Source organism: Paenibacillus sp. FSL H8-0332, from assembly GCF_037963835.1.
GTDB lineage: Bacteria > Bacillota > Bacilli > Paenibacillales > Paenibacillaceae > Paenibacillus_AQ > Paenibacillus_AQ rhizoplanae.
In genome coordinates, this window is sequence record NZ_CP150145.1 from 838,357 (window position 1) to 862,007 (window position 23,651).

17 protein-coding genes and 2 other annotated features are annotated in these 23,651 nt (G+C 50.3%); of the genes, 14 read left to right on the forward strand and 3 right to left on the reverse strand.

Features of this window, described 5'->3' with window-relative positions:
• Window positions 1–49: 49 nt before the first annotated feature.
• The 5 genes from tsaE (at window position 50) to NST43_RS03600 (ending at window position 5,291) form a co-directional block, all read left to right on the forward strand.
• A complete protein-coding gene (tsaE, locus tag NST43_RS03580) occupies window positions 50–520 on the forward strand; it encodes a tRNA (adenosine(37)-N6)-threonylcarbamoyltransferase complex ATPase subunit type 1 TsaE (RefSeq protein ID WP_339225329.1) in 471 nt (156 codons plus the stop codon).
• Entirely contained in the window at window positions 517–1,344 is an 828-nt protein-coding gene (gene tsaB / locus NST43_RS03585; protein WP_339222588.1) for a tRNA (adenosine(37)-N6)-threonylcarbamoyltransferase complex dimerization subunit type 1 TsaB, read from the forward strand. Before tsaE ends, tsaB begins: the two co-directional genes overlap by 4 nt.
• Window positions 1,341–1,865 carry a ribosomal protein S18-alanine N-acetyltransferase gene (rimI, locus tag NST43_RS03590; protein ID WP_339222590.1) on the forward strand — a complete coding sequence of 175 codons (525 nt, stop codon included), beginning with the start codon at window positions 1,341–1,343 and terminating at the stop codon, window positions 1,863–1,865. Before tsaB ends, rimI begins: the two co-directional genes overlap by 4 nt.
• Window positions 1,862–2,911: a tRNA (adenosine(37)-N6)-threonylcarbamoyltransferase complex transferase subunit TsaD gene (tsaD, locus tag NST43_RS03595; protein WP_339222592.1), complete on the forward strand. Its 1,050-nt coding sequence runs from the start codon at window positions 1,862–1,864 to the stop codon at window positions 2,909–2,911. Before rimI ends, tsaD begins: the two co-directional genes overlap by 4 nt.
• Before the next feature lie 54 nt (window positions 2,912–2,965).
• Window positions 2,966–3,309: a binding site (T-box leader), on the forward strand.
• 50 nt (window positions 3,310–3,359) lie between these two features.
• Window positions 3,360–3,653 (forward strand) — a binding site (T-box leader).
• A gap of 75 nt (window positions 3,654–3,728) precedes the next feature.
• Window positions 3,729–5,291 (forward strand): 2-isopropylmalate synthase, encoded by a 1,563-nt coding sequence (locus tag NST43_RS03600; RefSeq protein WP_339222594.1) that lies wholly within the window; start codon window positions 3,729–3,731, stop codon window positions 5,289–5,291.
• Between the two features lie 76 nt (window positions 5,292–5,367).
• Here the strand turns inward: NST43_RS03600 and NST43_RS03605 are convergent, their stop codons facing one another.
• Entirely contained in the window at window positions 5,368–5,739 is a 372-nt protein-coding gene (locus NST43_RS03605) for a hypothetical protein (RefSeq protein WP_339222596.1), read from the reverse strand.
• Between the two features lie 411 nt (window positions 5,740–6,150).
• The gene (locus NST43_RS03610; protein ID WP_339222598.1) at window positions 6,151–8,106 is read right to left on the reverse strand and encodes an ABC-F family ATP-binding cassette domain-containing protein; all 1,956 of its coding nucleotides are present in this window, start codon (window positions 8,104–8,106) and stop codon (window positions 6,151–6,153) included.
• A gap of 216 nt (window positions 8,107–8,322) precedes the next feature.
• Here NST43_RS03610 and NST43_RS03615 point away from each other — a divergent pair, with 216 nt between their 5' ends.
• From NST43_RS03615 to groL, 7 genes are all read left to right on the forward strand, one after another.
• Window positions 8,323–9,105, forward strand: coding sequence for a 5-formyltetrahydrofolate cyclo-ligase (locus NST43_RS03615; RefSeq protein WP_339222600.1), 783 nt, complete (start codon window positions 8,323–8,325; stop codon window positions 9,103–9,105).
• Window positions 9,014–9,451 (forward strand): cyclic pyranopterin monophosphate synthase MoaC, encoded by a 438-nt coding sequence (gene moaC, locus NST43_RS03620; protein WP_339222602.1) that lies wholly within the window; start codon window positions 9,014–9,016, stop codon window positions 9,449–9,451. Before NST43_RS03615 ends, moaC begins: the two co-directional genes overlap by 92 nt.
• Window positions 9,452–9,542: 91 nt before the next feature.
• The gene (locus NST43_RS03625) at window positions 9,543–10,028 is read left to right on the forward strand and encodes a MogA/MoaB family molybdenum cofactor biosynthesis protein (protein WP_036693720.1); all 486 of its coding nucleotides are present in this window, start codon (window positions 9,543–9,545) and stop codon (window positions 10,026–10,028) included.
• Between the two features lie 131 nt (window positions 10,029–10,159).
• Window positions 10,160–10,402 (forward strand): twin-arginine translocase TatA/TatE family subunit, encoded by a 243-nt coding sequence (locus NST43_RS03630; RefSeq protein WP_209993296.1) that lies wholly within the window; start codon window positions 10,160–10,162, stop codon window positions 10,400–10,402.
• Window positions 10,403–10,517: 115 nt separating this feature from the next.
• Window positions 10,518–11,282, forward strand: coding sequence for a twin-arginine translocase subunit TatC (gene tatC, locus NST43_RS03635; RefSeq protein WP_339222606.1), 765 nt, complete (start codon window positions 10,518–10,520; stop codon window positions 11,280–11,282).
• 304 nt (window positions 11,283–11,586) lie between these two features.
• A complete protein-coding gene (gene groES / locus NST43_RS03640; protein WP_036693725.1) occupies window positions 11,587–11,868 on the forward strand; it encodes a co-chaperone GroES in 282 nt (93 codons plus the stop codon).
• Window positions 11,869–11,936: 68 nt separating this feature from the next.
• A complete protein-coding gene (gene groL / locus NST43_RS03645) occupies window positions 11,937–13,571 on the forward strand; it encodes a chaperonin GroEL (protein WP_209993298.1) in 1,635 nt (544 codons plus the stop codon).
• A gap of 143 nt (window positions 13,572–13,714) precedes the next feature.
• Here the strand turns inward: groL and NST43_RS03650 are convergent, their stop codons facing one another.
• The gene (locus NST43_RS03650) at window positions 13,715–14,692 is read right to left on the reverse strand and encodes a tRNA-dihydrouridine synthase (RefSeq protein ID WP_339222609.1); all 978 of its coding nucleotides are present in this window, start codon (window positions 14,690–14,692) and stop codon (window positions 13,715–13,717) included.
• Between the two features lie 437 nt (window positions 14,693–15,129).
• On the opposite strand from NST43_RS03650, the gene NST43_RS03655 reads away from it, so the two are divergent.
• Together NST43_RS03655 and NST43_RS03660 are read left to right on the forward strand one after the other, a co-directional pair.
• On the forward strand, window positions 15,130–16,782 hold the full coding sequence (locus NST43_RS03655) for a clostripain-related cysteine peptidase (RefSeq protein ID WP_339222611.1): 1,653 nt from the start codon (window positions 15,130–15,132) through the stop codon (window positions 16,780–16,782).
• A 47-nt stretch (window positions 16,783–16,829) separates the two neighbouring features.
• Window positions 16,830–23,648 (forward strand): hypothetical protein, encoded by a 6,819-nt coding sequence (locus NST43_RS03660; protein WP_339222613.1) that lies wholly within the window; start codon window positions 16,830–16,832, stop codon window positions 23,646–23,648.
• The last annotated feature ends 3 nt before the right edge of the window (window positions 23,649–23,651 follow it).

Here is a 23,651-nt window from a genome sequence, read left to right on the forward strand (position 1 = left end):
GGACTTCAAAAAGGTGGTAGTTGCAGCTTTGGACAATAATAAACAAACGGTGTTTACGTACCGTTCATTCAGCCTTCAGGATACGGAGGCACTTGCCGCCGCCATTGCTGCCGTGTCATCGGAAGGGATGGTCATCGGCCTTGACGGAGATTTAGGTGCAGGCAAAACGGCGTTCTCGCAGTGCTATGCGCGCCATTTAGGGGTGGAGGGCATTGTGAATAGTCCTACTTTTACCATTATCAAAGAGTATGAAGGACGTCTGCCGCTGTATCATATGGATGTATACCGGATATCGCTGCAGGAAGCGGACGAGCTGGGGCTGGAAGAGTATTTCTATGGCGATGGTGTGAGTCTGGTGGAGTGGAGCCGGATTATTAAGGACCTGATGCCGCCGCGGCATCTCCATATAGAGCTGAAGACCGCCGGCCCGGATGAACGGGAGATAACGGTGACCGGAATCGGAGAGTCTTACGGCGAAGTGTGCCGGATGCTGATCCAGAAGTGGGGTAAAGAAACATGACGAACTCGAATAATGAGCCGCGCAAGCGGTTTTTGGCGCTGGATACATCAACGGCAGTTCTGGGAGTGGCCGTTACTAACGGCGGGGAGCTGCTGCATGAGATCAATGCTTCCGGGGAGCGGAACCATTCGGTTCATCTGCTGCCTATTATTGAGCAGGCGCTCCAGGCGTCTGCCACTACGGCCGATACAATCGGCGGAATCTCGGTCGGGATCGGTCCGGGCTCCTATACCGGAACACGGATCGCTGTGACCGCAGCCAAGACGCTGGCCTGGGCCTGGAACGTTCCGGTTACCGGCGTATCCAGCCTCCATGCGCTGGCCTGGGGCGGATATCATGCGGCTTCTGCGCAGCAGAAGCAAGGCTCCATAACGTCCCCGAACGGCACGGCAGGAACAGACTGGATCATTCCGCTGATCGATGCCCGGCGGGGACAGGCATACACCGCTGTATTCGCGGCGGACGGGGACAAGCCTCCCCGGCGGCTGGCGCCGGATGCCATCAGGCTGATGGCCGACTGGGTGCAGGAGCTGGCGGTACGGCTGAAGGAAGCCGCAGCTGAGGGCAATCTGCCGGACACCCTGTGGTTCGTAGGCGAGACGGCACTGCATGGAAGTGCGGATACGCTGGCTCCGCTGATGGAAGCCGCCAACGTCCAGGCACTGCCTTATGAGCTGGAAGGACGCTGGACCGGATTCCTGGCGGAGTCGGGTCTCTACGAAGAGAGCGGAGATTTGCATACGCTGATTCCCAATTATACGCAGCTGTCGGAGGCGGAGGCGAATCTGCGCCGCAGCAGCGAAGGGAGCCTGAATACACGATGATCGAACCGGAACGTAGACCAGCTCAGGGGACTGAGCTTGTTTTTCGCCTGATGCGGCTGGAGGATGTGCCTGCGATTCTTGTGATTGAACGGGAGGCCTTCACCATGCCTTGGACAGAGGAAGCCTTCCGCAACGAGCTGTCCCACAATCATTTTGCTAAATATATGGTAATGGAGCTGGCAGGGCATATTATCGGCTACGCCGGAATGTGGGCGATTGTCGATGAGGCGCATGTGACTAATATTGCACTGCTGGAGGCATACCGGGGGCGTAAATGGGGCGAGCGGCTGCTGGACGAGCTGATGAAGACGGCGGCTTATCTCGGCATGAAGTCAATCACGCTTGAAGTACGGGTCTCCAATGAGGTGGCCCAGAATTTATACCGCAAAAAAGGCTTCAAGCCTGCCGGTACCCGCAAGGGCTATTATTCGGACAACCGTGAGGATGCGCTCATCATGTGGGCCGATCTGCCGGAGTACGGGGAGCAAGCTGTAACGGAAGGAAGCGTGGACTTGAAATGAAGACAGACACGGGCGCAAGGGAGCCTGTATTGATTCTGGCGATTGAAACCAGTTGTGACGAGACCTCTGTAGCTGTAGTGAAGGATGGGTGCGAGGTGTTGTCCAATATCATTTCCAGCCAGATTGAGACCCACCGGGCATTCGGGGGTGTGGTGCCTGAAGTGGCCTCCCGCAAGCATGTTGAGGTGATTACGCTGGTCATTGAAGAAGCTTTAAGCGCGGCAGGCGTACGTCCGCAGGAGCTGACGGCTGTGGCGGTAACGCAGGGTCCGGGGCTGGTGGGGGCGCTGCTGGTGGGAGTCGTGGCTGCCAAAAGCCTGGCGCTGGCCTGGGGCAAGCCGCTCATCGGCACGCATCATATTGCCGGTCATATCTATGCCAACCGGCTGGTCAAGGAATTGAAGTATCCGGGCATGACGCTGGTCGTGTCCGGGGGGCATACGGAGCTGGTGCATATGGAGCGGGAAGGCAGGTTCCGGATCATCGGGCGCACCCGTGACGATGCGGTCGGCGAAGCGTACGACAAAGTAGCGCGGGCCCTGGGCTTTCCTTATCCGGGAGGGCCGCATGTGGACAAGCTGGCGCATGAAGCGGAAGCAGCCTTCGCTCTGCCGCGTGTGTGGCTGGAGCCGGGTTCGTATGACTTCAGCTTCAGTGGCCTGAAGTCTGCGGTGCTGAACGCGGTGAATCAGAGCAAGATGAAGGGGCTTGTGCCGGATGTTGCGGGCATTGCGCGCGGCTTCCAGGAATCCGTAGTTGAAGTGCTGGTCGAGAAGGCGATCCGTGCCGTCCGGGAATACCACGCGGAGCAGCTTCTGCTCTGCGGAGGGGTAGCGGCGAACAAGGGGCTGCGTGAAGCCCTGACCCGGCGCTGCGGGGCAGAAGGGATTGAGCTGATTATCCCTCCTCCCGTGTATTGTACGGATAATGCGGCGATGATTGGTGCCGCAGCTTACGTGAAATGGAGACATGAAGGCGGGATTCCGCTGGATATGGTAGCCGATCCCGGCTATTCGCTGGAGAAATGGTCGGTATCTGCCTATTGACTTTTGCAGAAGCCGCCGGGTATAATCAGTTCAATTCAATCATCTTATATTTGAACAAACGCAATGATCGGAAGCAGTAAGGTCACTCCGGGATAAGAGAGCTGCGGGCAGGTGCGACGCAGTCGATGGAGACCTGAACTCGTCCGGGAGCGGAGCGGTGGAAGCAAGGGGCTCTTTGAACAGGAGCATTGGCCGGTACAGCATGTAATCCGGCGACCTTAGGTACATCGTTACGGTTAACCTCCGTGAGAGGGTGGTCAGTCAGGGCTTTGGCGGAGTGGGAACATTCCGGGAACCTTGCAGACATGGAGTGGGTATCTTAGAACAGCTGGAAGGTTAGCGGGTTCGGATATCAACAAGAGTGGTACCGCGACAGTGAACAGCCTGTCGTCTCTTGAATGAGACGGCGGGCTTTTTTGTGCACAAATAAGAAGGAAATAAATAGGAATGACACGCAAGGATCGGGAGTAGTAGACGGCTAAGGTGAACAGAGAGCTGCGGGGAGGTGCGACGCAGACACCAGAGGCTGGCGAATCTCGCCCGTGAGCGGAGCAGAGGAAAGAGCTACAGGTACGCTGCTACGGATGTCCCCGTTACCGGACTATTCAGATCCCCCGGACTTCCTCTTACCTTGGATTGGGAGATCTGATGCTAAGCTGGACGCAGCCGGGACTTCTATACATTAGGGAGCCTATGCGTCAAAAAGAGTGGTACCGCGGAGGGCTGACCCCCCGTCTCTTTATAAGAGACGGGGGGTCTTTGTGCTTTTTAGGAGGCAGCCCTCCATGATATAAACCTAATTTGAGGAGGAATTAAGATGATCATTCCGGTAAAGAAACGAATTCAGATTTTTGACACGACGCTGCGCGATGGGGAGCAGGCCCCGGGGGCCAGTCTTACCCCTGAGCAAAAGATTATTCTGGCCGCCAAGCTGGCGGACCTGGGAGTGGATGTCATGGAGCCGGGGTTCCCTGTATCCAGCCCGGGGGATTTCGCCGCGGTGGAGACGATCTCCCGCAACATTCAGGGCGTGGAGATCTGCGGCTTCGCACGTGCGGTCAAGGGGGATATCGATGCTGCTGTACGGGCCACCCGGGATGCTGCGCGGCGGCGGATTCATCTGTTCATTTCCTCCTCCGACATCCACCTGCGCCATCAGCTGCGCATGAGCCGTCCTGAGGTTGTAGCGGTTGCCAGAGAGATGACGGCTTATGCCCGCCAGTTCTGCGACGTGGTAGAGTTCACTGCAATGGACGCTGCGCGGACGGGTATCGACGATCTGATCGAGATGGTCGAGGCGGTGATTGAAGAGGGCGCTTCGATTATCAATCTGCCGGACACGGTAGGTTATGCGCTGCCGCAGGAATATGGAGAGATGTTCCGGCGTGTGCGGCTTGGGGCCCGGGGCGGCGACAAGGTCATCTACAGCGCCCACTGCCACAACGATCTGGGCCTCGCCGTAGCGAACAGCCTGGCGGCCATTGAAGGCGGCGCCACGCAGATTGAGGTCACGGTCAACGGTGTGGGCGAGCGCACCGGCAACTGTGCGCTGGAGGAGCTGGTCATGGCGCTGGAGACACGCGGAGACTCTATCGGCGCCGAGACTGGAATCGTGCTGGATAAGCTGTATGACACCTCGCGGATGATCAGCGGGGCGATGCATTTCCCGATTGCCTTCAACAAGCCGGTGGTCGGGCGCAATGCCTTCCAGCATGAATCCGGCATCCATCAGGACGGTCTGCTGAAGGACCGCAGCACCTACGAGATTATGGACCCGGAACGGCTGGGCATCCCGCGCAGCATGATTATCCTCGGCAAGCATTCCGGCAGGCATGCGCTGAAGGACCGCGCCGCGAAGTACGGTATTGCCCTGGATTCGGCGGAGCTGGACGCGCTCTACGAATCCTTCAAGGAGACGGCTGACCGCCAGAAGGCCGTCAGCGATGATGAGCTGCTGCGGATGGTCAGCAGCACCACAGGACAGCAGGCGCAGGTCTATGCGCTCGGCGAGGTCCAGGTCCTGGCCGGCAGCGCGCCGCGCCGCGTGGCTGCAGTGACAGTGCGCCATCTGCAGAGCGGCGCAGAGACGACCCAGACCAGCACCGGAGACGGTCCGCTGGAAGCAATCATTGCCGCTATAGGGCAAGGGATTGCCGAGGATATCCGCTTCGACGGGCTGGAGCTGCATTCCCTCGGCAGCGGCGGGAATGCCCAGGCCGAGGCCGCCGTCATGGTGGAGTGGAAGGACACCAAGTTCCGGGGCACGGCCATCCATCACGATATTGTGATGGCCGCAGGCATTGCTTACATCGCCGCTTGTAATGCGGCGCTGCTGTCGGAATCGGAGGTGCTCACTCCCGGCTCGGCGGTGAACAGCTAGAGACCAGAGACCAGAGACCAGAGACCAGAGACCAGAGACCAGAGACCAGAGACCAGAGCGAAGTTGCCTCGCAGGTTCAACGCTTTTGATCGGCCGGATGCCTCTGCCATGTCACCGACATCGGCAGAGGCGTATTTGCTGTCCAGGGCTGGCGGGGCGGCGTATGGCCAAATGTATACGAAAAACCAAACACATTATATGCCGCGACGGCTGACGGGCGCATTGTAGTCGAAAAACCGACCACAATGCGCCGGATGAGGGTACGCGAGGCAAATGTAATCGAAAAACCGACCACAATGCGCCGGATGAGGGTACGCGAGCCAAATGTAATCGAAAAACCGATCACAATGCGCCGGATGAGGGTGCGCGAGCCAAATGTAATCGAAAAACCGATCACAATGCGCCGGGTGAGGGTGCGCGAGCCAAATGTAATCGAAAAACCGACCACATAAGGCGTTGCCTAGGAGCGTGGGCCGGATGGCGCACAAGTGAACGTACATATCGTCTAAACCTAACATGATTTTTGACCCATGCGGCATTTGTCAACCTGTGGACAACGTTATCCACATATTCCGCACGATTTGTGTAAAAACCGTGTAAAATCAGCAATAACGCCTTTTTTGCGAGCACCATAAACAGGAGGTTATGCTATGAAACAGAATTGTGAGAATTGTGGATAATGTGGATAATTCGGTGGATAAAAAGTCCTTGACAAGCAAAGTAGCCATTTTACGCATGAAAAAAGCCCCAAAGGGCTATTTTCAGACGATAGTTATGCACGGAAACTGTGGATGGGGCTGTGGATAACTACATTTGAACAAATTGGAAACTGTTAAATTTTTTTTGAAGCGCCTTTACATTATTCCTCAGCCAGTTTCTCCCATTCGCTAAATAAATCTCCCAGCTCGCGTTTTTTGTCCTTCAGCTCACTTTCATGCTCCTGCAGTGCCATATAATCCTGATACACCTCAGGTTTAGTCATCTCATGCTCAATCCCCGAGATGGCTTCCTCCAGCTTCGCGATATTCTCCTCCAGTTCAGAGATGCGGCGCAGGCGGTTACGTTCCTCGCGTTTGGCCTGCTTGTCCGCCTCATAGGAGAGGGAGCCGCCTTTCTCTGCGGATGTGGCTTCGCTGTCGGCACTGCGGGAGGACTTGGCGGCGGCAAGCTCGGCTTCCTCTTCGGCAATTGCTTTGAGCTCAAGCTTTTTCTCAATATAGTCGTCATAATTGCCCAAATACTGATCAATTCCGTCCGGGTGCAGCTCAAGTACCCGTTCAGCCATCTTGTTGAGGAAATAACGGTCATGGGAAATGAACAGCAATGTGCCTTCAAAATCGATCAGGGCCGATTCGAGCACCTCGCGGCTAATGAGATCCAGATGGTTGGTAGGCTCATCGAGAATCAGCATATTGGCTCCGCGCAGCATCAGCTTGGACAGGGCCACCCGGGCCTTCTCGCCGCCGCTCAGCGCAGCTACCTTCTTAAGTACATCCTCGCCGCTGAACAGGAAGTTGCCGAGAATCGTGCGGATTCTGGCCTCCTCGAGCATCGGATATTCGCTCCACAGCTCCTCTAGCACAGTATTGCGCGGATTCAGCCGGGTCTGCTCCTGGTCATAGTAAGCGATCTTCACCTTGGTTCCCCAGTTCACGGTTCCGCGGGAAGGCTCGCGGGTGCCGGTCATACATTGCAGCAGTGTGGACTTCCCGATCCCGTTCGGCCCGATCAGCGCCGCTGTCTCGCCGCGCCGCAGCTCGAAGGAGGCATTGCGGAAGAGCGGTGCAGCCTCAGGACTGAAGGAGACTGCGACCTCACGGACCTGTAGTACCTCCTTACCGGACATGAAGTCAGGCTCGAAGGAGAAGCTGGCCTTCTTCAGGTCGCCCAGCGGCTTGTCGATGCGCTCCATCTTGTCGAGCGCCTTGCGGCGGCTCTGTGCCCGCTTGGTGGTGGAGGCCCGGACAATGTTGCGCTGCACGAAATCCTCCATCCGCGAAATTTCGTCCTGCTGCTTCTCATACTGCTTCATACGAATCTCGTATTCCGCAGCCTTCAGCTCCATATAACGGCTGTAGTTGCCTGTGTATCTGCGCGATTGGTGGCGCTCAATCTCCACGATGGTCGTTACCAGGCGGTCGAGGAAATACCGGTCATGGGAGACGACCAGGATGCCTCCGGCGTAGCCGCGCAGATAATCCTCCAGCCAGGTGAGCGTCTCGATATCCAGATGGTTGGTCGGCTCATCGAGCATAAGCAGATCAGGTGCTTGAAGCAGGATGCGGGCCAGCGCCAGACGCGTCTTCTGGCCTCCGCTTAAGGTGGAGATCGGAGTATCCGGTGCGAACTCCCCGAAGCCCATCCCGTGCAGCACACTGCGGATGCGTGTATTGATCTCATAGCCGCCGTGATCCTTGAACCAGTCGGAGCGTCTGGCATAACGCTCCAGCAGATCCTCATAACGCTTCGGATCTTCGGCAAGCGCCGGATCGGCGATGTCCGTCTCCAGCTGCCGCAGCTCGGCTTCCGCTTCCAGCAGCGGCGCAAATACGGCGAGCATCTCTTCCTGTATAGTGTTATCCGATTGTAGGCCGCTGTTCTGGGCTAAGTACCCTATCGTAGTTTCCTTGGACTTATGAATTTGCCCGCTGTCATAAGACATCTCACCCGCGAGAATCTGCAGAAAGGTCGATTTGCCTGCTCCGTTGACGCCAACCAGCCCGACTCTCTCCCTCTCGTTCACCATGAGGCTGATGCCGTCCAGCACGCTTTGTATACCGTATGATTTCGTAATTCCTGTCGCTTGAAGAAGCATTCTGATGAAACCTCCGCCCTTGCAAATTGGCCTTGGCGGCTTGCGCCCCGGCGATTGTCTAATCTTATTCTCCAGTTTACATGAAAAAGCTTAGCCGTGCGAGGTCCATTCTTCTAACAAGGGGAATGAATCAACCTTGGCGAACCAGTGAGAAGAGTGGTAAACTGAGCTTACAAACTATGATAAGCTAGGAATAAGTGAAGGAGGAGGCTGCCTATGCAGGACAGCAGCATGCGGCTAGCCGGGCGGAAGCGCGAGCTTCGCGCCGGGAATACCGCGCTCCGCGATGCCTTGCTCATGGAGCAGCGGGAGCTGTTATCCGCCCGGGTATGCGCTCATGCCTGGAGCTGGTTCTCACAGGAAGGAGCAGCTTCCCTGCTTGCTTATGCGCCATTCCGCTCCGAGCTGGACTGCCGTCCGCTGCTTGCGGCGGCGTGGGCGGAAGGGCATGAGGTGCTGCTTCCCCGCGTCAACCGGGCGAGCGGGGACTTAAGCCTTCACCAGGTAAGCTCCTGGGATGAGCTTGTCCCTGGAACCTACGGGATCATGGAGCCGCCAGCCGGGAGTGCTGCACTTGCCGGCCCCATCGCACAAGCAGGACGGGGAAGCGGCTGGCCGGAGGTCATCTTCGTGCCCGGACTGGCCTTTGACCGGCGGGGCGGCCGCCTCGGCTACGGACGCGGTTATTATGACCGCTTGCGCACTGCCCTGGAGGCCGGAGTCTCCGGCACGGCTGCCAAGCCTATGTGGATTGGTCTGGCCTACGGCCTCCAGCTGGTACCCGAAGTACCGCTTGAAGAGCATGATGCCTTGATGGATCTGCTGATTACGGAGAACGGCATCTGGGATTGCCGGAAGGAGAGGCTACATGGAATTAACTCATTTCAACGAGCAGGGCAGAGCCCGCATGGTGGATGTGAGCGACAAGGAAGTCACCAAGCGGACAGCAGCAGCCAGAAGCCAGGTGCATATGGCCCCGGAGACGCTGAGCGCCATTAAGGCGGGAACGATCCGCAAGGGCGATGTGCTAGCGGTAGCTCAGGTTGCAGGGATCATGGCGGCGAAGCAGACCGCAAGCTGGATTCCCATGTGCCACCCGCTGCCGCTTACCGGAGTGGATATCCGCTTCATGGATAACAACAAAGATGAACTATATATAGAAGCAACCGTCAGCACTACCGGCAAGACCGGGGTGGAGATGGAGGCGCTGACTGCCGTATCGGCAGCTGCGCTGACCGTATATGATATGTGTAAGGCGCTGCAGAAGGACATGATTATCGGACCTACGATGCTGGTGTCCAAGAGCGGCGGCAAGAATGGGGATTACGCGCTGGAGGCAGAGTAGAGCAGCAGCAGGGAATGATACAGCCGAAGGCGCAGCGGCAGCTGCTTCAGCAGCCGGACATACATAGTACATAGAGAGGGAGGGACAACCTATGGCGTGGAAAACAGCAATCCTGACGGCCAGCGATAAAGGGGCCAGGGGCGAACGGGAAGACACGAGCGCCCAGGTGATTCGGGAGCTGGTGGAGGAGGAGCTGGGCGGCGAGATCATTGAATACCGGATCGTGCCTGATGAGCAGGATGAGATTATTGCTGCATTGATTGAGCTTACGGATTATTTCCAGGCGGATCTGGTGCTGACAACCGGCGGAACCGATCTGGCCATCCGCGATGTGACGCCGGAGGCGACGCGGCGGGTCATTGAACGCGAAGTGCCTGGACTCTCCGAGGCGATGCGCAGTACGGTGATGCAGAAGAACCGCGCAGCTATGCTGTTCCGGGGAATCTGCGGTATCCGCGGAAGAACCCTGATTGTCAATCTGCCCGGTACCCCGAAGGGGGTACATGAGAATCTGGCGGCGATTATGGACCAGCTGCCGGAAGCTCTGTTAATGGTTACGGGACAATACCGCCAGTAATCGGACTCTGCTCTCTTCACTTTTGTCTAAATCGTTCAGGATAGACGATGGATGTGTGATATAAGTTATGGTATTATTATTTTATCGTTAACTATTGTCATGAACGGACAGAAGGATGGGAGGAAACCGGTATGTTAGGTGGTATTGGCACACCCGGAATTATCTTGTTGGTTATCTTGGCGCTGCTGCTCTTTGGTCCCAATAAGCTTCCTGAGCTGGGGCGGGCAGTCGGGCGTACCTTCCGTGAATTCAAGGACGGCGCGCGGGAGATTGTGAACGAGCCGGAACCGGCCAAGCGGAGCGAGACACCTGCTCCTGTGGCTGCGCAGACGGTAGCAACAGAACTTCCGCAGGACCGCCGTCTGCCGGAATAATTTTAAGGTTCCCACGCAGGGGCGTCTTTCCCAGGTCTGCTTATAGACCGGGGCGGCGCTCCTTTTTTCTCTAATGTATATAACCATATTCATATCAATCCGGGTGGTGTCAGTCATGTCTCTGGAAGCGGAAGAAATGTCCCTCGTCGATCATCTGACGGAGCTGCGCAGACGTCTTATCTACGTGCTGATCGTGTTCGTGGCCGGACTTGTGCTCGGCTTATTCGTCGCCAAACCAATCTATTTGTATCTTATAAGCGCCGATGTTGCGCAAGGCTTCATTCTGCATGCGTTCTCCTTCTGGGACGGAATCGGGATGTATATGAAGATCGCTATGGCAGTCTCGCTGGTCTTCTCTGTGCCGTTTATCGTCTTCCAGCTATGGGCGTTCATCAGCCCCGGCCTGCGGCCTGTGGAGCGGAGCGCTGCCCTGCGTTATGTGCCTTATGTGTTTGTGTTGTTTATTGCCGGCATTGCGTTTGCCTATTACATAGTGTTCCCTATGGCCTTATCCTTCACGATCTCGATTACACGGAATATGGGGCTTGAGGAGACCTACGGCATCGCCGAATACTTCGATTTCCTGTTCAGTCTGGTGATTCCGCTGGCCCTGCTCTTCGAGCTGCCGCTGATTGTCATGTTCCTGACCAAGCTCAGGGTGCTGAACCCGCTGCGTCTGCGCAAGATGCGCCGTTATGCCTATTTCGCGCTTGTGTTCGTTGCTGTGGTTATTACGCCGCCTGATTTCATCTCGGACTTTCTGGTGACGATTCCGCTGCTGGTGCTGTATGAATTCAGCGTATTTCTGTCCGCATTCGTCTACCGCAGGCAATTGGCTGAGGACGCTAAGCGGGAGGCGCGGTATGTGAAGGCAGATTAGAGGGATGGGGGCATAATATGCCCCTTGTTGGATAGAATGGAGTAAAGTGTGTGTCGGACAAGCGCTGAAACCATAATTTTGGCAAAAACAAATACGATTTTACGTAAAAGGACTTGAAATCCGTCTTCAAGTTGAGTATCATAAAAATTGTTGTTAGCACTACAGAGGGTTGAGTGCTAACGCTGCTGAAAAACCGGGATTGGCCGGAGCAGCATTCCGTAAGGGATGCTGATGGCGCAGATCCCCGCAGCTCAATCTATGTTTTCAAGGCAAATCACATAATTTCAAAGGAGGCTATTTTTTCATGATTAAACCACTAGGTGAACGCGTATTGGTAGAACCAAGCGAGCAACAGGAAACCACTTCTTTCGGGATCGTGCTTCCAGACTCTTCCAAAGAGAAGCCGCAAGAAGGTACTATTATCGCTGTAGGCAGCGGAACTTTGAAAGACGGAGTCCGTGTAGCGCTGGAAGTAAAAGAAGGCGACCGTGTGCTTTTCTCGAAATATGCCGGAACTGAAATCAAATACGAAGGCAAAGAATATCTGATTATGAAAGAAAGCGACATTCACGCTATTCTTGACTAGTCTTAAGCGTCTCTCATAAGCCGGATTCAGAATACATTCACAAATTATATTAGGAGGTTAACTATACAATGGCAAAAGAAATTAAGTTCAGTGAAGATGCTCGCCGTGCAATGCTGCGCGGGGTTGACGCTTTGGCAAATGCAGTAAAAGTTACACTGGGTCCTAAAGGCCGCAACGTGGTACTGGAGAAGAAATTCGGCAGCCCGCTGATCACGAATGACGGTGTAACCATCGCCAAAGAAATCGAACTGGAAGATGCTTTTGAGAACATGGGCGCACAGCTCGTTAAAGAAGTAGCTACCAAGACTAACGATGTAGCCGGTGACGGTACTACAACTGCAACGGTTCTGGCTCAGGCTATGATCCGCGAAGGTCTGAAGAACGTAACTGCAGGCGCTAACCCGATGGTTATGCGTAAAGGGATCGACAAAGCAGTGAAGGCTGCTGTTGCTGAACTGCAGAATATAGCTAAGCCGATTCTGGATTCCCAAGCTATCGCTCAAGTAGCTGCAATCTCCGCTGCTGACGAAGAAGTGGGCCAACTGATTGCTGAAGCTATGGAAAAAGTGGGCAAGGACGGCGTTATCACCGTTGAAGAATCCCGCGGATTCCTGACTGAGCTTGAAGTGGTTGAAGGTATGCAGTTCGACCGTGGTTACATTTCCCCGTACATGATTACGGATACGGACAAAATGGAAGCCGTTCTGGAGAACCCGTACATCCTGATCACAGACAAGAAGATCAGCAGCACGCAGGAAATTCTTCCCCTCTTGGAGAAGATCGTTCAACAGGCGCGTCCGCTGGTAATCATCGCTGAAGACATCGAAGGCGAAGCTCAGGCGATGCTGATCGTGAACAAGCTGCGCGGAACATTCAATGCTGTAGCGGTTAAGGCTCCTGGCTTCGGCGACCGCCGTGAAGCTATGCTGCAGGATATCGCTGCTCTGACAGGCGGCCAAGTGATCACTGAGAAGCTTGGACTGGATCTCAAGAGCACTTCTATCGAGCAACTGGGTAACGCCCGTCAAGTGCGCGTAACCAAAGAAAACACTACAATTGTAGACGGAAGCGGCGACAAGGCGGACATCAATGCACGCGTTAGCCAAATCCGTTCCCAGCTGGAAGAAACGACTTCCGAGTTCGACAAAGAAAAACTGCAGGAGCGTCTGGCGAAATTGGCTGGCGGCGTAGCCGTTGTCAAAGTCGGTGCTGCTACTGAAACTGAACTCAAAGAGCGTAAGCTCCGCATCGAAGATGCCCTGAACGCAACCCGCGCTGCGGTTGAAGAAGGTATCGTATCCGGTGGGGGTACGGCTCTTGTGAACGTATATGCTGCTGTAGCTGCTGTTGTAGCTGAAGGCGACGAAAGAACTGGCGTTAACCTCGTGCTGCGCGCACTGGAAGAGCCTGTTCGTACCATCGCTGCTAACGCAGGCCAAGAAGGTTCCGTTATCGTGGACCGCCTGAAAAAAGAAGCTATCGGCATCGGCTACAACGCTGCTACCGATGAGTGGGTAAACATGTTCGAAGCAGGGATTGTTGACCCTGCCAAGGTAACCCGTTATGCTCTGCAGAACGCGGCTTCCGTAGCGGCTATGTTCCTGACTACCGAAGCGGTTATCGCTGACAAGCCAGAACCAGCCGGTGCTGGTGGCGGAATGCCAGATATGGGCGGCATGGGCGGTATGGGCGGCATGATGTAATAAGGGTGACAAACCCTTATGCATCAAGGGTTTCCTGAGAAGGAAACACCGTTTGACCACATGATGCAAAAATAAGAGGCTTCCTATGAGTTCATTGAACTTGTGGGAAGTCTCTTTTTCATAGCTCAAATCTTTAATATTCTTCAATCTAATTCTTCATCTAAAAGAGGTTTTACTAAACGACGCACTTCGTCTGTTGACGTGGTATCCATTAATTGCTCTCTTAGTTCGTCTGCGCCTCTAAATCCACGAACATAGATTTTGAAATAGCGAAGAAGTGGTCTAAATGAACGTGGCAGGGTTTCTGTTGAATATTTATCGTGAAGCTCCAACTGTAAAAGAAGTAAATTGAGAAAATCCTTAGCGCTATGTTCTTTAGGTTCTTTCTCAAAAGCAAATGGATTAGTGAAAATGCCACGGCCAATCATGACACCATCAACGCCGTATTGTTCTACTAATTGTAATCCTGTTGCGCGATCCGGAATATCTCCATTGATAGTTAACAACGTATTTGGAGCGATTTCATCGCGTAATTTTTTTATCTCAGGAATTAGTTCCCAGTGTGCAGCTACTTTGCTCTTCTCTTTTTTTGTACGAAGGTGAATGGTAAGATTCGCAATATCTTGTTTCAATATATGTCCTAACCAATCGCGCCACTCGTCAATTTTAGAGTAACCCAATCTTGTTTTAACACTAACCGGCAATCCACCTGCTTTTGCTGCTTGAATAATTTCTGCTGCAACTTCAGGATGCTTTATTAATCCAGCCCCTTTTCCACTGGATGCGGCGTTTTGTGCTGGGCATCCCATGTTTATATCGATACCACGAAAACCAAGTTTTGTCATATCAATACTCATCTGTTCAAAAAGTGCAGGTTTATTGCCCCAAATATGAGCGACAATCGGTTGCTCATCATCTGTGAACATTAATCGCCCACCTACATTTTCTTTTCCAACAGGGTGACAATAATTTTCTGTACTTGTGAATTCCGTGAAAAATACGTCAGGTTTTGCAGCTTCACTAATGACGTGACGAAATACAATATCTGTGACGTCTTCCATTGGTGCTAATATAAAAAACGGTTTCGGTAAATCCAGCCAAAAATTTGGTTCGTTACTCATATTATCTTCTCCTGTTGCAACATAGCAAAGTCTTTTACCCATCATACATAGTATCATTATTTTTGTTGAATTTGTATGAATAGTTGTAGTTTGACGTGAGAGTGATATAGATTCCAATCCTGCAACCTGTCGACCTGTTCCCGGCGGCATGATGTAATTTTGCCCACATGATTTAATTAAGCTACTCACAAGTTCGATTGAACTTTGTGAGTAGTTTTTTTTATGCGATGGAAATAAATTAGGTATCGTAAAAGTCTGATCTCCTGGAGATCAGGCTCTTTTTGCTGTTTGCCAGAAGTGAGCGGCAAGCGCGAACTTAAAGATTTCTTTAACTTTCACACAGGGGTTAATCCGCCATGTAGAATTGTAGCTTGATAGGGTTAATCAGCTAATTTAGGAGCAAAGAAGGGGATTTCCAATTGAAAGGCCGGTACTTGATGACAAAAATCCGAGGTTTTATCATTTTTTTAATCTTTCTTCTTGCAACAACTCCATCAGCAGCAGCGGCACAAAGCTCCAGCTATGCAGAAGCGCTTAACCACTTAGGATTGTTCAGTGGAACGGAGAATGGATATGAACTGTCGCGGGTGCCTACCAGGGCAGAATCCCTTGTAATGATGCTGCGTCTGTGGGGGAAGGAAGAAGAGGCCCTGAAAAGCACCTACAAAAATCCTTTTAATGATACGGGGTGGGAAAGCCGCTACGTGTCGTATGCCTATGCCAAGGGTGTAGTTAACGGAATTAATGAATATCGTTTTGGCGGTAACCGGCCCATCTCGCTTAACCAATATTGTTCAATGGTTTTAAGGGTGTTGGGATATTCAGAAACAAAGGGCGACTTTACCTATGAAACCGCGGTTTCTTTCGCCTCAATAGTTCTAGGAATAGATCTTACAAAAGAACGTGGATTCAATCGGGGAACTCTTGCAAAAATAAGCAGTTATGTTCTAAACACAAGACCCAAAAACCAAATTGAAACACTAGGTCAAACCCTTAGTGCAACAAATGTTTTCACCACGCAAGCTTTAAACGAGGCAAGGTCACTTTGGGAGCAGGATAATAATCTGGATGGAGCGACGATTTTAATATATGCAGTGGGTTCTGACCTTGAATCACAGCAAGGACGGCTAACCGATGACTTGGAAGAAATTTTGCGAGGTCAGCCAAACCAAAATACGAAAATCCTGATGCAAACAGGCGGAACGCTCAAATATCACAACAAATATATGGCCGATGGAGCGTCCGAACGCTTTGAAGTTAGCCATGGACAACTTAAAAAGCACGAAAGCCACATCCAAACCGCCGCATCAGACCCTAGGACACTGAGGGATTTTCTTGTATGGGGCAAAACCGTTGCACCCAGTGAGCGTTATATCCTGATTCTATGGGATCATGGGTATGGTACAATGGGCGGATTTGGTGCAGACGAGCTAAATGAACGAACAACGATGAAGGTTTCGGAGCTTTCCAAAGCAATCGATTCATCAGATATGTATTTCGACTTAATCGTCTTTGATGCATGTCTTATGGGCACCGTTGAAACTGCCTATGCGCTTAGAGATCAGGGCAAATATCTCATAGCTTCTGAAGATTCAACCCCCGCAGCAGGCTTGTACTATACCACATGGATAGGTGCGATAGAGCGAAACCCACAGATTAGCACTGAAAGAGTAGGGCGTTTAATTTTAGATTCCTTTACCCTTCATTCGGGGATTGAAGCTAAGATGCAAACAACCATGTCAATGATGAAGCTTTCTCAGGCGGAATCCTTGGTTAAGGCCATAGAACATGCAGAGTTTGATCTCTCACTAACAGACCTTGCAAACCGCTCAGAGCTATTAGGCAAAAACGAAGGGATATTTGATCAATATGATCTTATAGAGCTCATGGGCCAATCATCAGAAGTCACTGCTGCAGCCCAAGCACTTGCCTTCGAAGTAAGAAATTCAGCAGGCTATAACCATCGCAACGGTGTGGCTTTATATTTCCCTAACAGAAAAATCGCACAAACAAATGAAATGAAAGAAGAACTACAAGCCATTGGCCTTAGCTCAAAGTATATAGAAACTATTTTCAACGGTAAGCTGTAAAGGCTGATCGTTATCCAGAATGTGGTCTTATAACAAGGAGGTATTTTATGAAGAAGATTTTAAGCTTGATGCTGGTACTTTCGCTTCTCGCATCAGTAACGCCTGTTTATGCGAATGTAGCAACAGAGTACGCCTATATGTTTGGTGTGAAAACAGGAGGAAACGATGACGGCGGAACAGGTGATGAGATTCACATGGGCGTGAGTACCTATGAATCTGGACTACCCTCTGATCATGCAGCAAATCTTGGCGGAGCTCCCGCTTGGTCTGATATAAAACATACCTTTAAAATGCAAAATATTCCACCATGGAGAATGAATGAATTCGTTTTTTGGCTGGTGGGCAGTAATGACTGGTACGGTGAATCTGTGGATTTGTATCTTCCCTATCTTGAGGGGAATACCAATCCAGAGAAGGTAATGACCATTCCAATACACTCATGGACAAAAGGCAAGGACAGACTGTATCATGACATTTCGGACGTAACCAAAAGAAAATTCACAGATATAGGCTATGTTGACGAGCTTGGAGGAGAGTTCTATCTGGATGCGAATTCGTCAGACTCTGAACGTGTAGAGTGGAACAAATATGTCAGAGATCAATATGGTTATTATGACATCATGCAATATGAGGATGCTCCTGTGTTCAGCTATACTGTTTCGGACGACTCTGTAGGCAGGGATTGGTTAACATTCCAGGAACCAACCAAAACAAAAACGTTTCAGTTAGATATTGACCGCAAGAAGCTTCACGATCAAATGGTTGCACAGAACAAAGCAGAGATTTCGCTAACCTACAGGGTGGCGCTGCTTGCCCAGTCTACCAATGCTGAAAGTCTCGGGGGGACCTTTGCCCATACAAGCTCAGGAAATCCCGAAGTTAAAACCTATTTAACAACAAAGATAGGGCAAGCGGATTACTATTATAAAGATGTAACTTATACGTTCTATCGTAGTATATATAACCTCGGCAACCCTGATATCAATCAGACTGTTACCTATTCGCCGAGCCAGGACAACCGATATCTGAATCGGAAATTGACAGATGTTAACATCACAGTTGAAGCGGTTTCCATTCATAAAAAAGCCATGACGCAAGAAATTAAAACGGAGCTGATCACCAACTTCCAAGCCACGCCTTTGTTATATATTGGGAACAATACGACAACACCGCTTGCCAACCTAACCATGACCAAACTGCAGGGCAATGACGGCAAACCAAACGGCAAACTTCAGTTCACCGGACAAGTGCCGCTGGATGTTAGTGCAGTTGAAAGCGAGGGCATAAGGCTTCAGCTTGACAACGTATCTACCCATCTAACGAAAAAAGGCCGGGCTCAGGCCTATCATTTGGAAAATCCAACTCCAGAATCAGCAACATCACAAAGTTTTTATTTCTCAACTCACAAAGTGGACACAAAAACACCAACTGTAAGAGTGACCGATAAAAATGGAAATGACCTGGTGGGGGCAGATTCCATTCAAAACAACATCAAAAAGCTGCATGAATTTTATATGGTTGCCAGCGAAACACTCTATCCAGACGGAAATGTCGCCCACAGCGAGTCGAATCAAAACTATTTTAATTATGAGCTGTACAAGAAAACTGGTGATTCCTATGAACCGGCCATGACCCGAATCACAAACTTTGACGGTACAGGAAACAGAGCAAGAGTTACCGCACCTATTAACACGCAGGTTATCAATGGCGTTAGCCTAAAACTAAGTCCAATCGATCGGGCGGAAGGCGAATTCAAGCTTCGGCTGTATGGATGGGATCAAGCTGACAATCCGCTTGGCGGAGATGCCGGATATGCAGAAATTGAAAATATCAAAATCGATAATCTGGCTCCGCGAGTGACCGTAAACGAAACGGTACATCCGCAAGATGCACAGCTTCGCAAAAGAAATGACTATCGCTTTGAAATGAACGACCTTGAGCAAAGCAATAACGGCTGGTCAAGGACTTATTATACCTTTATGAACGGAATTACGGCGCCACCTGACACGCCAATCAATCAAATTAAACCTGCCTCCACAGAAATTGCTTCAACTCAAGGGCTGTGGGCATTCGTAGACTCAGAAGGGGATAGCACAACTGCCATGCTATCCATTCCAAAAGGGGACAACTATGAGGGAACTCTCTATTATTTCACAGTAGACTCACTTGGAAACGATTCTAGAAACGAGCAAGCATCAAGATACTATAAAAAATCTGTGAGTATTTTCAATGGAAATGTTGCCGACACCCTCCATACGGAGGATTCAAGTCTTCCAAAGCCGTATTTTGACATTAGCTTTGACGTAAGCAATTCAAACCTTGAAACGAGTTATCGGTGGATTTCTGATCCTGGCAATGACAAAAGCTTTACGCAAAAATTTAGAGTATACGAATCAAGCGATGATGTTGGTGCAGCTGAAAAAACTAATCTTAGCGGAACCAAAGTTTTGATGGACGGGAGATATATACTGGAATATCGTGTGAAAAATAAACAGTCTGGTAACACTGCCGAATTTTCACAAGTATACACGTATGACGCCTATTCCCCGGAGATTAAATATACCGCAGGAAGTCAGCACGATCATTTCAAATCATCACAACAGTTTAACGTGAAAGTGACAGACCGCAGTGGAATTGCAAGTGCATATTACTATTTATCTAAGCCAGACTCAGAGATCAGAATTGAAGAGTTGCCAAACTATCCGCTGACTCTGACAATGGACAGTGACAATATAGCCCAGGTTAATCAGACCTTGACCCTGACAGGACTTCCAACAGGTGCGTACAGCATTGTTGTTGTGGCCAAAGACCCGCATGGCAGAGAAAGCAAAAAGGTTTCCCCATACTTTGGCATGAGGTCAGAAGCTGCAATCATTGACACATTGAACTTTACGGAGCCAAAGACTTTAAACGGAATGGGTACAACAACGGATGGAACCTATAGTGTCTATGCTGTTTTGAATGAACCGCATGCAGCATGGACTTCTGATAGCGCATTGAAATATCAAAAACCGGTATATTATGCAACAACGGACGGCATGCCAACAGATAACGGCGCTTTAGTTTCTGAGTTTACAGCGAGCAACAATTCCGGTGGGAATTATGCCTTTACACTCGACACACCGGTTCCGCTTGAAGAAGGTGTCAACACCATCTACTTCCAGTTTGGACTCATCAATGCTCCTGCTGACGACAAACCTGAATTTTTAACAGAAGCAAGACCGCTCACCATTCTTTATGATAGCCAGGCACCAACCTTTGAATTGCCGGACTATAGCACCATTCAGCCAACAAACGCATCCGTGACAGCAACAATCATCGCAAGTGATGCTGGCACAGGGATTAGCAAACTGACAGTTGCACCAGAGGATGCAGACAAAATCACGGTTTCTCCATATACAGACGGTGCATTCACAGTAACGGTAAGCGAAAACATCACAACAAAACTGATCCTGTCTGATGAGCTTGGAAATCGTGTTCTTGTTCCTATTTCCGTATCTAACATTGACCGGGCAGCTCCATCTGCGCTTGCTTCAAGTAACATCGTGACCAAAGGAGCAAGACAAGATGGTGTGGTTACAGTTGATGTCTCAGACAAGAACGATACAACCGTTTCATTCGCGCTTATTCAAGACCCCGCAGACAACCATATTCTAACCGAAGCGGACTATGCGTTGTTTCAATCAAGCCATTCCGTGGAAATGCAGAGTAGTCCGGTAATCATTAATGGCGCAGGCAATAAACAGAAAACCTACACCATTGAGTTGAAGGGGCTTAGTGAAAGCTATGCCATTGGGGTCAAAGCTGTCGACACAGCAGGAAATGAGACTGAAAAAGTGTTCTTTGACTCAAAACTGGACCTGGTTGACGCGGAGGCATCCATTGTAAGTGTCAGCGCAAACCCTGCAACAACAAAAACCACCGCAACGGTTAGCGTTTATTTTAACGTTCCAGTCACCGTGATGCCTAACGCACCTGTAGAGGGTGATGTTGTGGGTGAAATGGCAAGGTCGAACCTTCTGTATACAGGACTTCTAACAACATCGGCTGACTACGTAATGGACTACGAGGTTGTAATTCAAAACAATAATAAAATCAGCCTCTATATTCAGGATGAAGTTGGAAGGGATAGCGTTCTAGAATTCACGCCTGATGTTAATTTCGTTACAGGATTTGATATTTCAGGTCATGTAGAGAAAAATGGTCAAACGATCCAAAACGGCGGGTTCATATCCTATAACCAGGGCGATAAGCTTTACTATGTTGTCGTTCCGGAACCAAAGTATTCCGGACAATATTTCTTTGTTGAAAATGCAGTGTTATCCGGATTAGAACTCAATACAGAGCTAAGTGTTCCTGACCCTTCATTTACAGAGGAAGAAGGAAGAACAGCTTATTCAAAGCTGGTATTTGAAGCGCTAAGAGACGGAAAAACAACAAAATCAGCTTATTTCGAGTCATACACGGCAGAAGGTATGGAAGCTGACCGGATGGAAGATGAATATGTTGCCATTACAGTGGTTGACGAAACTGCACCAGCTGCAAAGGTGGACTATTCGATGACGGAGTCAACCAACCAGAGTGTTACCGCAACACTTTCTGTATATGACCCGGAAAGCGGGATTTTGAAACTTGAGCGTTCGTATGACGGCATAAGCTTTAGCCCCATTGAATCGATTGTTTCGCATACCGAAACCTTCGAGCAGAATGCAACGGTATATTTCAAAGTGACAAACAAAGCCGGAATAGAAACGATCGTGCCAGTCACCGTGTCAAACATTGATAAAACGCCAATCACACAAGACACACACTACAAGGTTGAATACAGCTATGAGAACTATCTTGGGAACTGGGTTCCAATCACAGAAGGAAAAGCCTATAGAAGGGTTATGGCAACGCTCAAGTTTACCGGAGGCGGAAAAACTCTTTCGATGACAAACAACAACGCAGCCTTCTCAAGGACTCTAACTGAGGATAATAACACCTTCACATTTGAGTTTAGGGATCAATCGGGCAACACAGGTTCTCATACGGTTAGCTATAACCAGTTTGACAACACCATTGGACAAACATCCTATGTGTTATCGAATACGGCCAAGACCAACAAAAATATCTTTGCAACGATCACTTTAACGGATGATTCAGGTGAAATCGCATTTGCAGAGGTGAAGAAGGGCGATGTGGTCTATCCCTTCAAAGGGGAGCCGCTTGAGAATGAATATGTCGTTGAACTGGACAGCTCAGGAATTTATAATGTGACAGCCTATGACTACGCTGGAAACCGTTGGACGACACCGATCACCGTCTCAAACATTAATAAGGTAGCGCCTACTGCAATCGCAAGGACTTACAGCACGCCACCAACCACCATTACTGCACAAAGCGTGAATGTGGAGTTGACACAGTTCAGCAAGGATATCAAAACGATTACAGTCACTGGTGTAGAACCTACCGGAAGCCTAACTGCCAACGATATCGTACATATCCCCGGCACAAAAGCTGTTCGGTTTAGAAAAAATGGTACAGTGTCCATGTTCTTTGTTGACGACTATGGCAACGAAGGACAGGAAGTGATTACCATATCGAATATTGTGTCCACACCGCCGCAAATCAAAGCCACTGCAACATTAGCTGAAGATAAGCTGAGCGTGAATGTAACCTTTGATCAAATCCGTGACAGTGACGGCGTTCCGCTGGACATTCTTAGAAAACTAACAGAGCTTACCGTTTCTTATCGTGGATATGAACATGCACTTCTGACTGAAGTGAAGGACGAGTCCGGCGATGCCCTGTCCTATAAAGAGGCAGTAATCAACGTTAAAACTAACGGAGAGCACGTCTTTCAAGTTAGGGACCAAACAGGCATCACGCAAAAAATTCTCGTAACGGTTGAAGGAATTGAAGTGGGCGGCCCAAGGGTTAAAGAAGTTCGCTGGACATACAAATATCTCGAAAAGAACCAAAGTGGTGAGTGGGTGGAAAAGGATCATCAAAACAAGATTGTTGTTGGTGTTGACACCTCTGGAAAAGAAGAAGGATATGTTGTGGGAATCGACAAGAACCCGGCAACAAACCAGAATGTGAATGTCACGGTAATCACGGATAAAGATGCTAAACTCGTGGGCGGAAACGATCCTTGGGAACAAGAGAAGTCAATGAACTATAGAGAAAATGGACTTTACAATTTTAACCTTGAAGGAAGAACAGGGACCTATACCTCGTATGGTGTTGACATTGGGCTAATCGACAAAACACCCCCTGTGCTAAAACTTAAAAATGGTGAAGAGCTAATCTTCATCGAAGGCATGACGCCTAAAAAAGATGCCTCCATTGCCTATGACAAGTCTAAGCTTCTAGACTTCGAAGCATGGGATATGGTTGCGGGTAAAAAGGTCGACCTGACGAACCGGGTCACCATAAGCTATGGAACTGGCGGGCGGGTGTTTAACCCTGACAACATCTTAGCAAATGAATTTGTTCGCTCGAACCCGTACTATATCGACTATACCGTAAGAGATGATGCAGGGAATCAAACCACCATTCGCCGGACCGTTCGCCTTGTGGGTCTTTATGACACCATAGCTCTTGTGAACGGCGTTATGCCAGACAGCTCAAATGCTGCGTCCGTTCTTGGAAACAAGGTTGAAATTTCATTGAAGAACTTTTCCGGGATCTCGTATGCACGTTATGAAAAAGGTGTCTTAACACAAGGTCAGATGAAAACAAAAGGTACTGTCCTGCAGGAGAAAAGCGGAGTGTATACCCTCGATAATGTTACGAGCGGCTGGTACACCGTATATATCCAAACGGATAAACGCGACTATTTCAACATTCATGTATATGTCTCAAATCAAGGAGGGAAATAGGCA

Coding starts and splice junctions, on each gene's coding strand:
- NST43_RS03655 (WP_339222611.1), top strand. CDS start 15,130: ATGACAAAAATCCGAGGTTTTATCATTTTTTTAATCTTTCTTCTTGCA.
- moaC (WP_339222602.1), top strand. CDS start 9,014: ATGGTGGATGTGAGCGACAAGGAAGTCACCAAGCGGACAGCAGCAGCC.
- NST43_RS03600 (WP_339222594.1), top strand. CDS start 3,729: ATGATCATTCCGGTAAAGAAACGAATTCAGATTTTTGACACGACGCTG.
- NST43_RS03615 (WP_339222600.1), top strand. CDS start 8,323: ATGCAGGACAGCAGCATGCGGCTAGCCGGGCGGAAGCGCGAGCTTCGC.
- NST43_RS03630 (WP_209993296.1), top strand. CDS start 10,160: ATGTTAGGTGGTATTGGCACACCCGGAATTATCTTGTTGGTTATCTTG.
- groES (WP_036693725.1), top strand. CDS start 11,587: ATGATTAAACCACTAGGTGAACGCGTATTGGTAGAACCAAGCGAGCAA.
- groL (WP_209993298.1), top strand. CDS start 11,937: ATGGCAAAAGAAATTAAGTTCAGTGAAGATGCTCGCCGTGCAATGCTG.
- NST43_RS03610 (WP_339222598.1), bottom strand. CDS start 8,106: ATGCTTCTTCAAGCGACAGGAATTACGAAATCATACGGTATACAAAGC.
- NST43_RS03660 (WP_339222613.1), top strand. CDS start 16,830: ATGAAGAAGATTTTAAGCTTGATGCTGGTACTTTCGCTTCTCGCATCA.
- tsaD (WP_339222592.1), top strand. CDS start 1,862: ATGAAGACAGACACGGGCGCAAGGGAGCCTGTATTGATTCTGGCGATT.
- tatC (WP_339222606.1), top strand. CDS start 10,518: ATGTCTCTGGAAGCGGAAGAAATGTCCCTCGTCGATCATCTGACGGAG.
- NST43_RS03650 (WP_339222609.1), bottom strand. CDS start 14,692: ATGAGTAACGAACCAAATTTTTGGCTGGATTTACCGAAACCGTTTTTT.
- tsaB (WP_339222588.1), top strand. CDS start 517: ATGACGAACTCGAATAATGAGCCGCGCAAGCGGTTTTTGGCGCTGGAT.
- NST43_RS03625 (WP_036693720.1), top strand. CDS start 9,543: ATGGCGTGGAAAACAGCAATCCTGACGGCCAGCGATAAAGGGGCCAGG.
- rimI (WP_339222590.1), top strand. CDS start 1,341: ATGATCGAACCGGAACGTAGACCAGCTCAGGGGACTGAGCTTGTTTTT.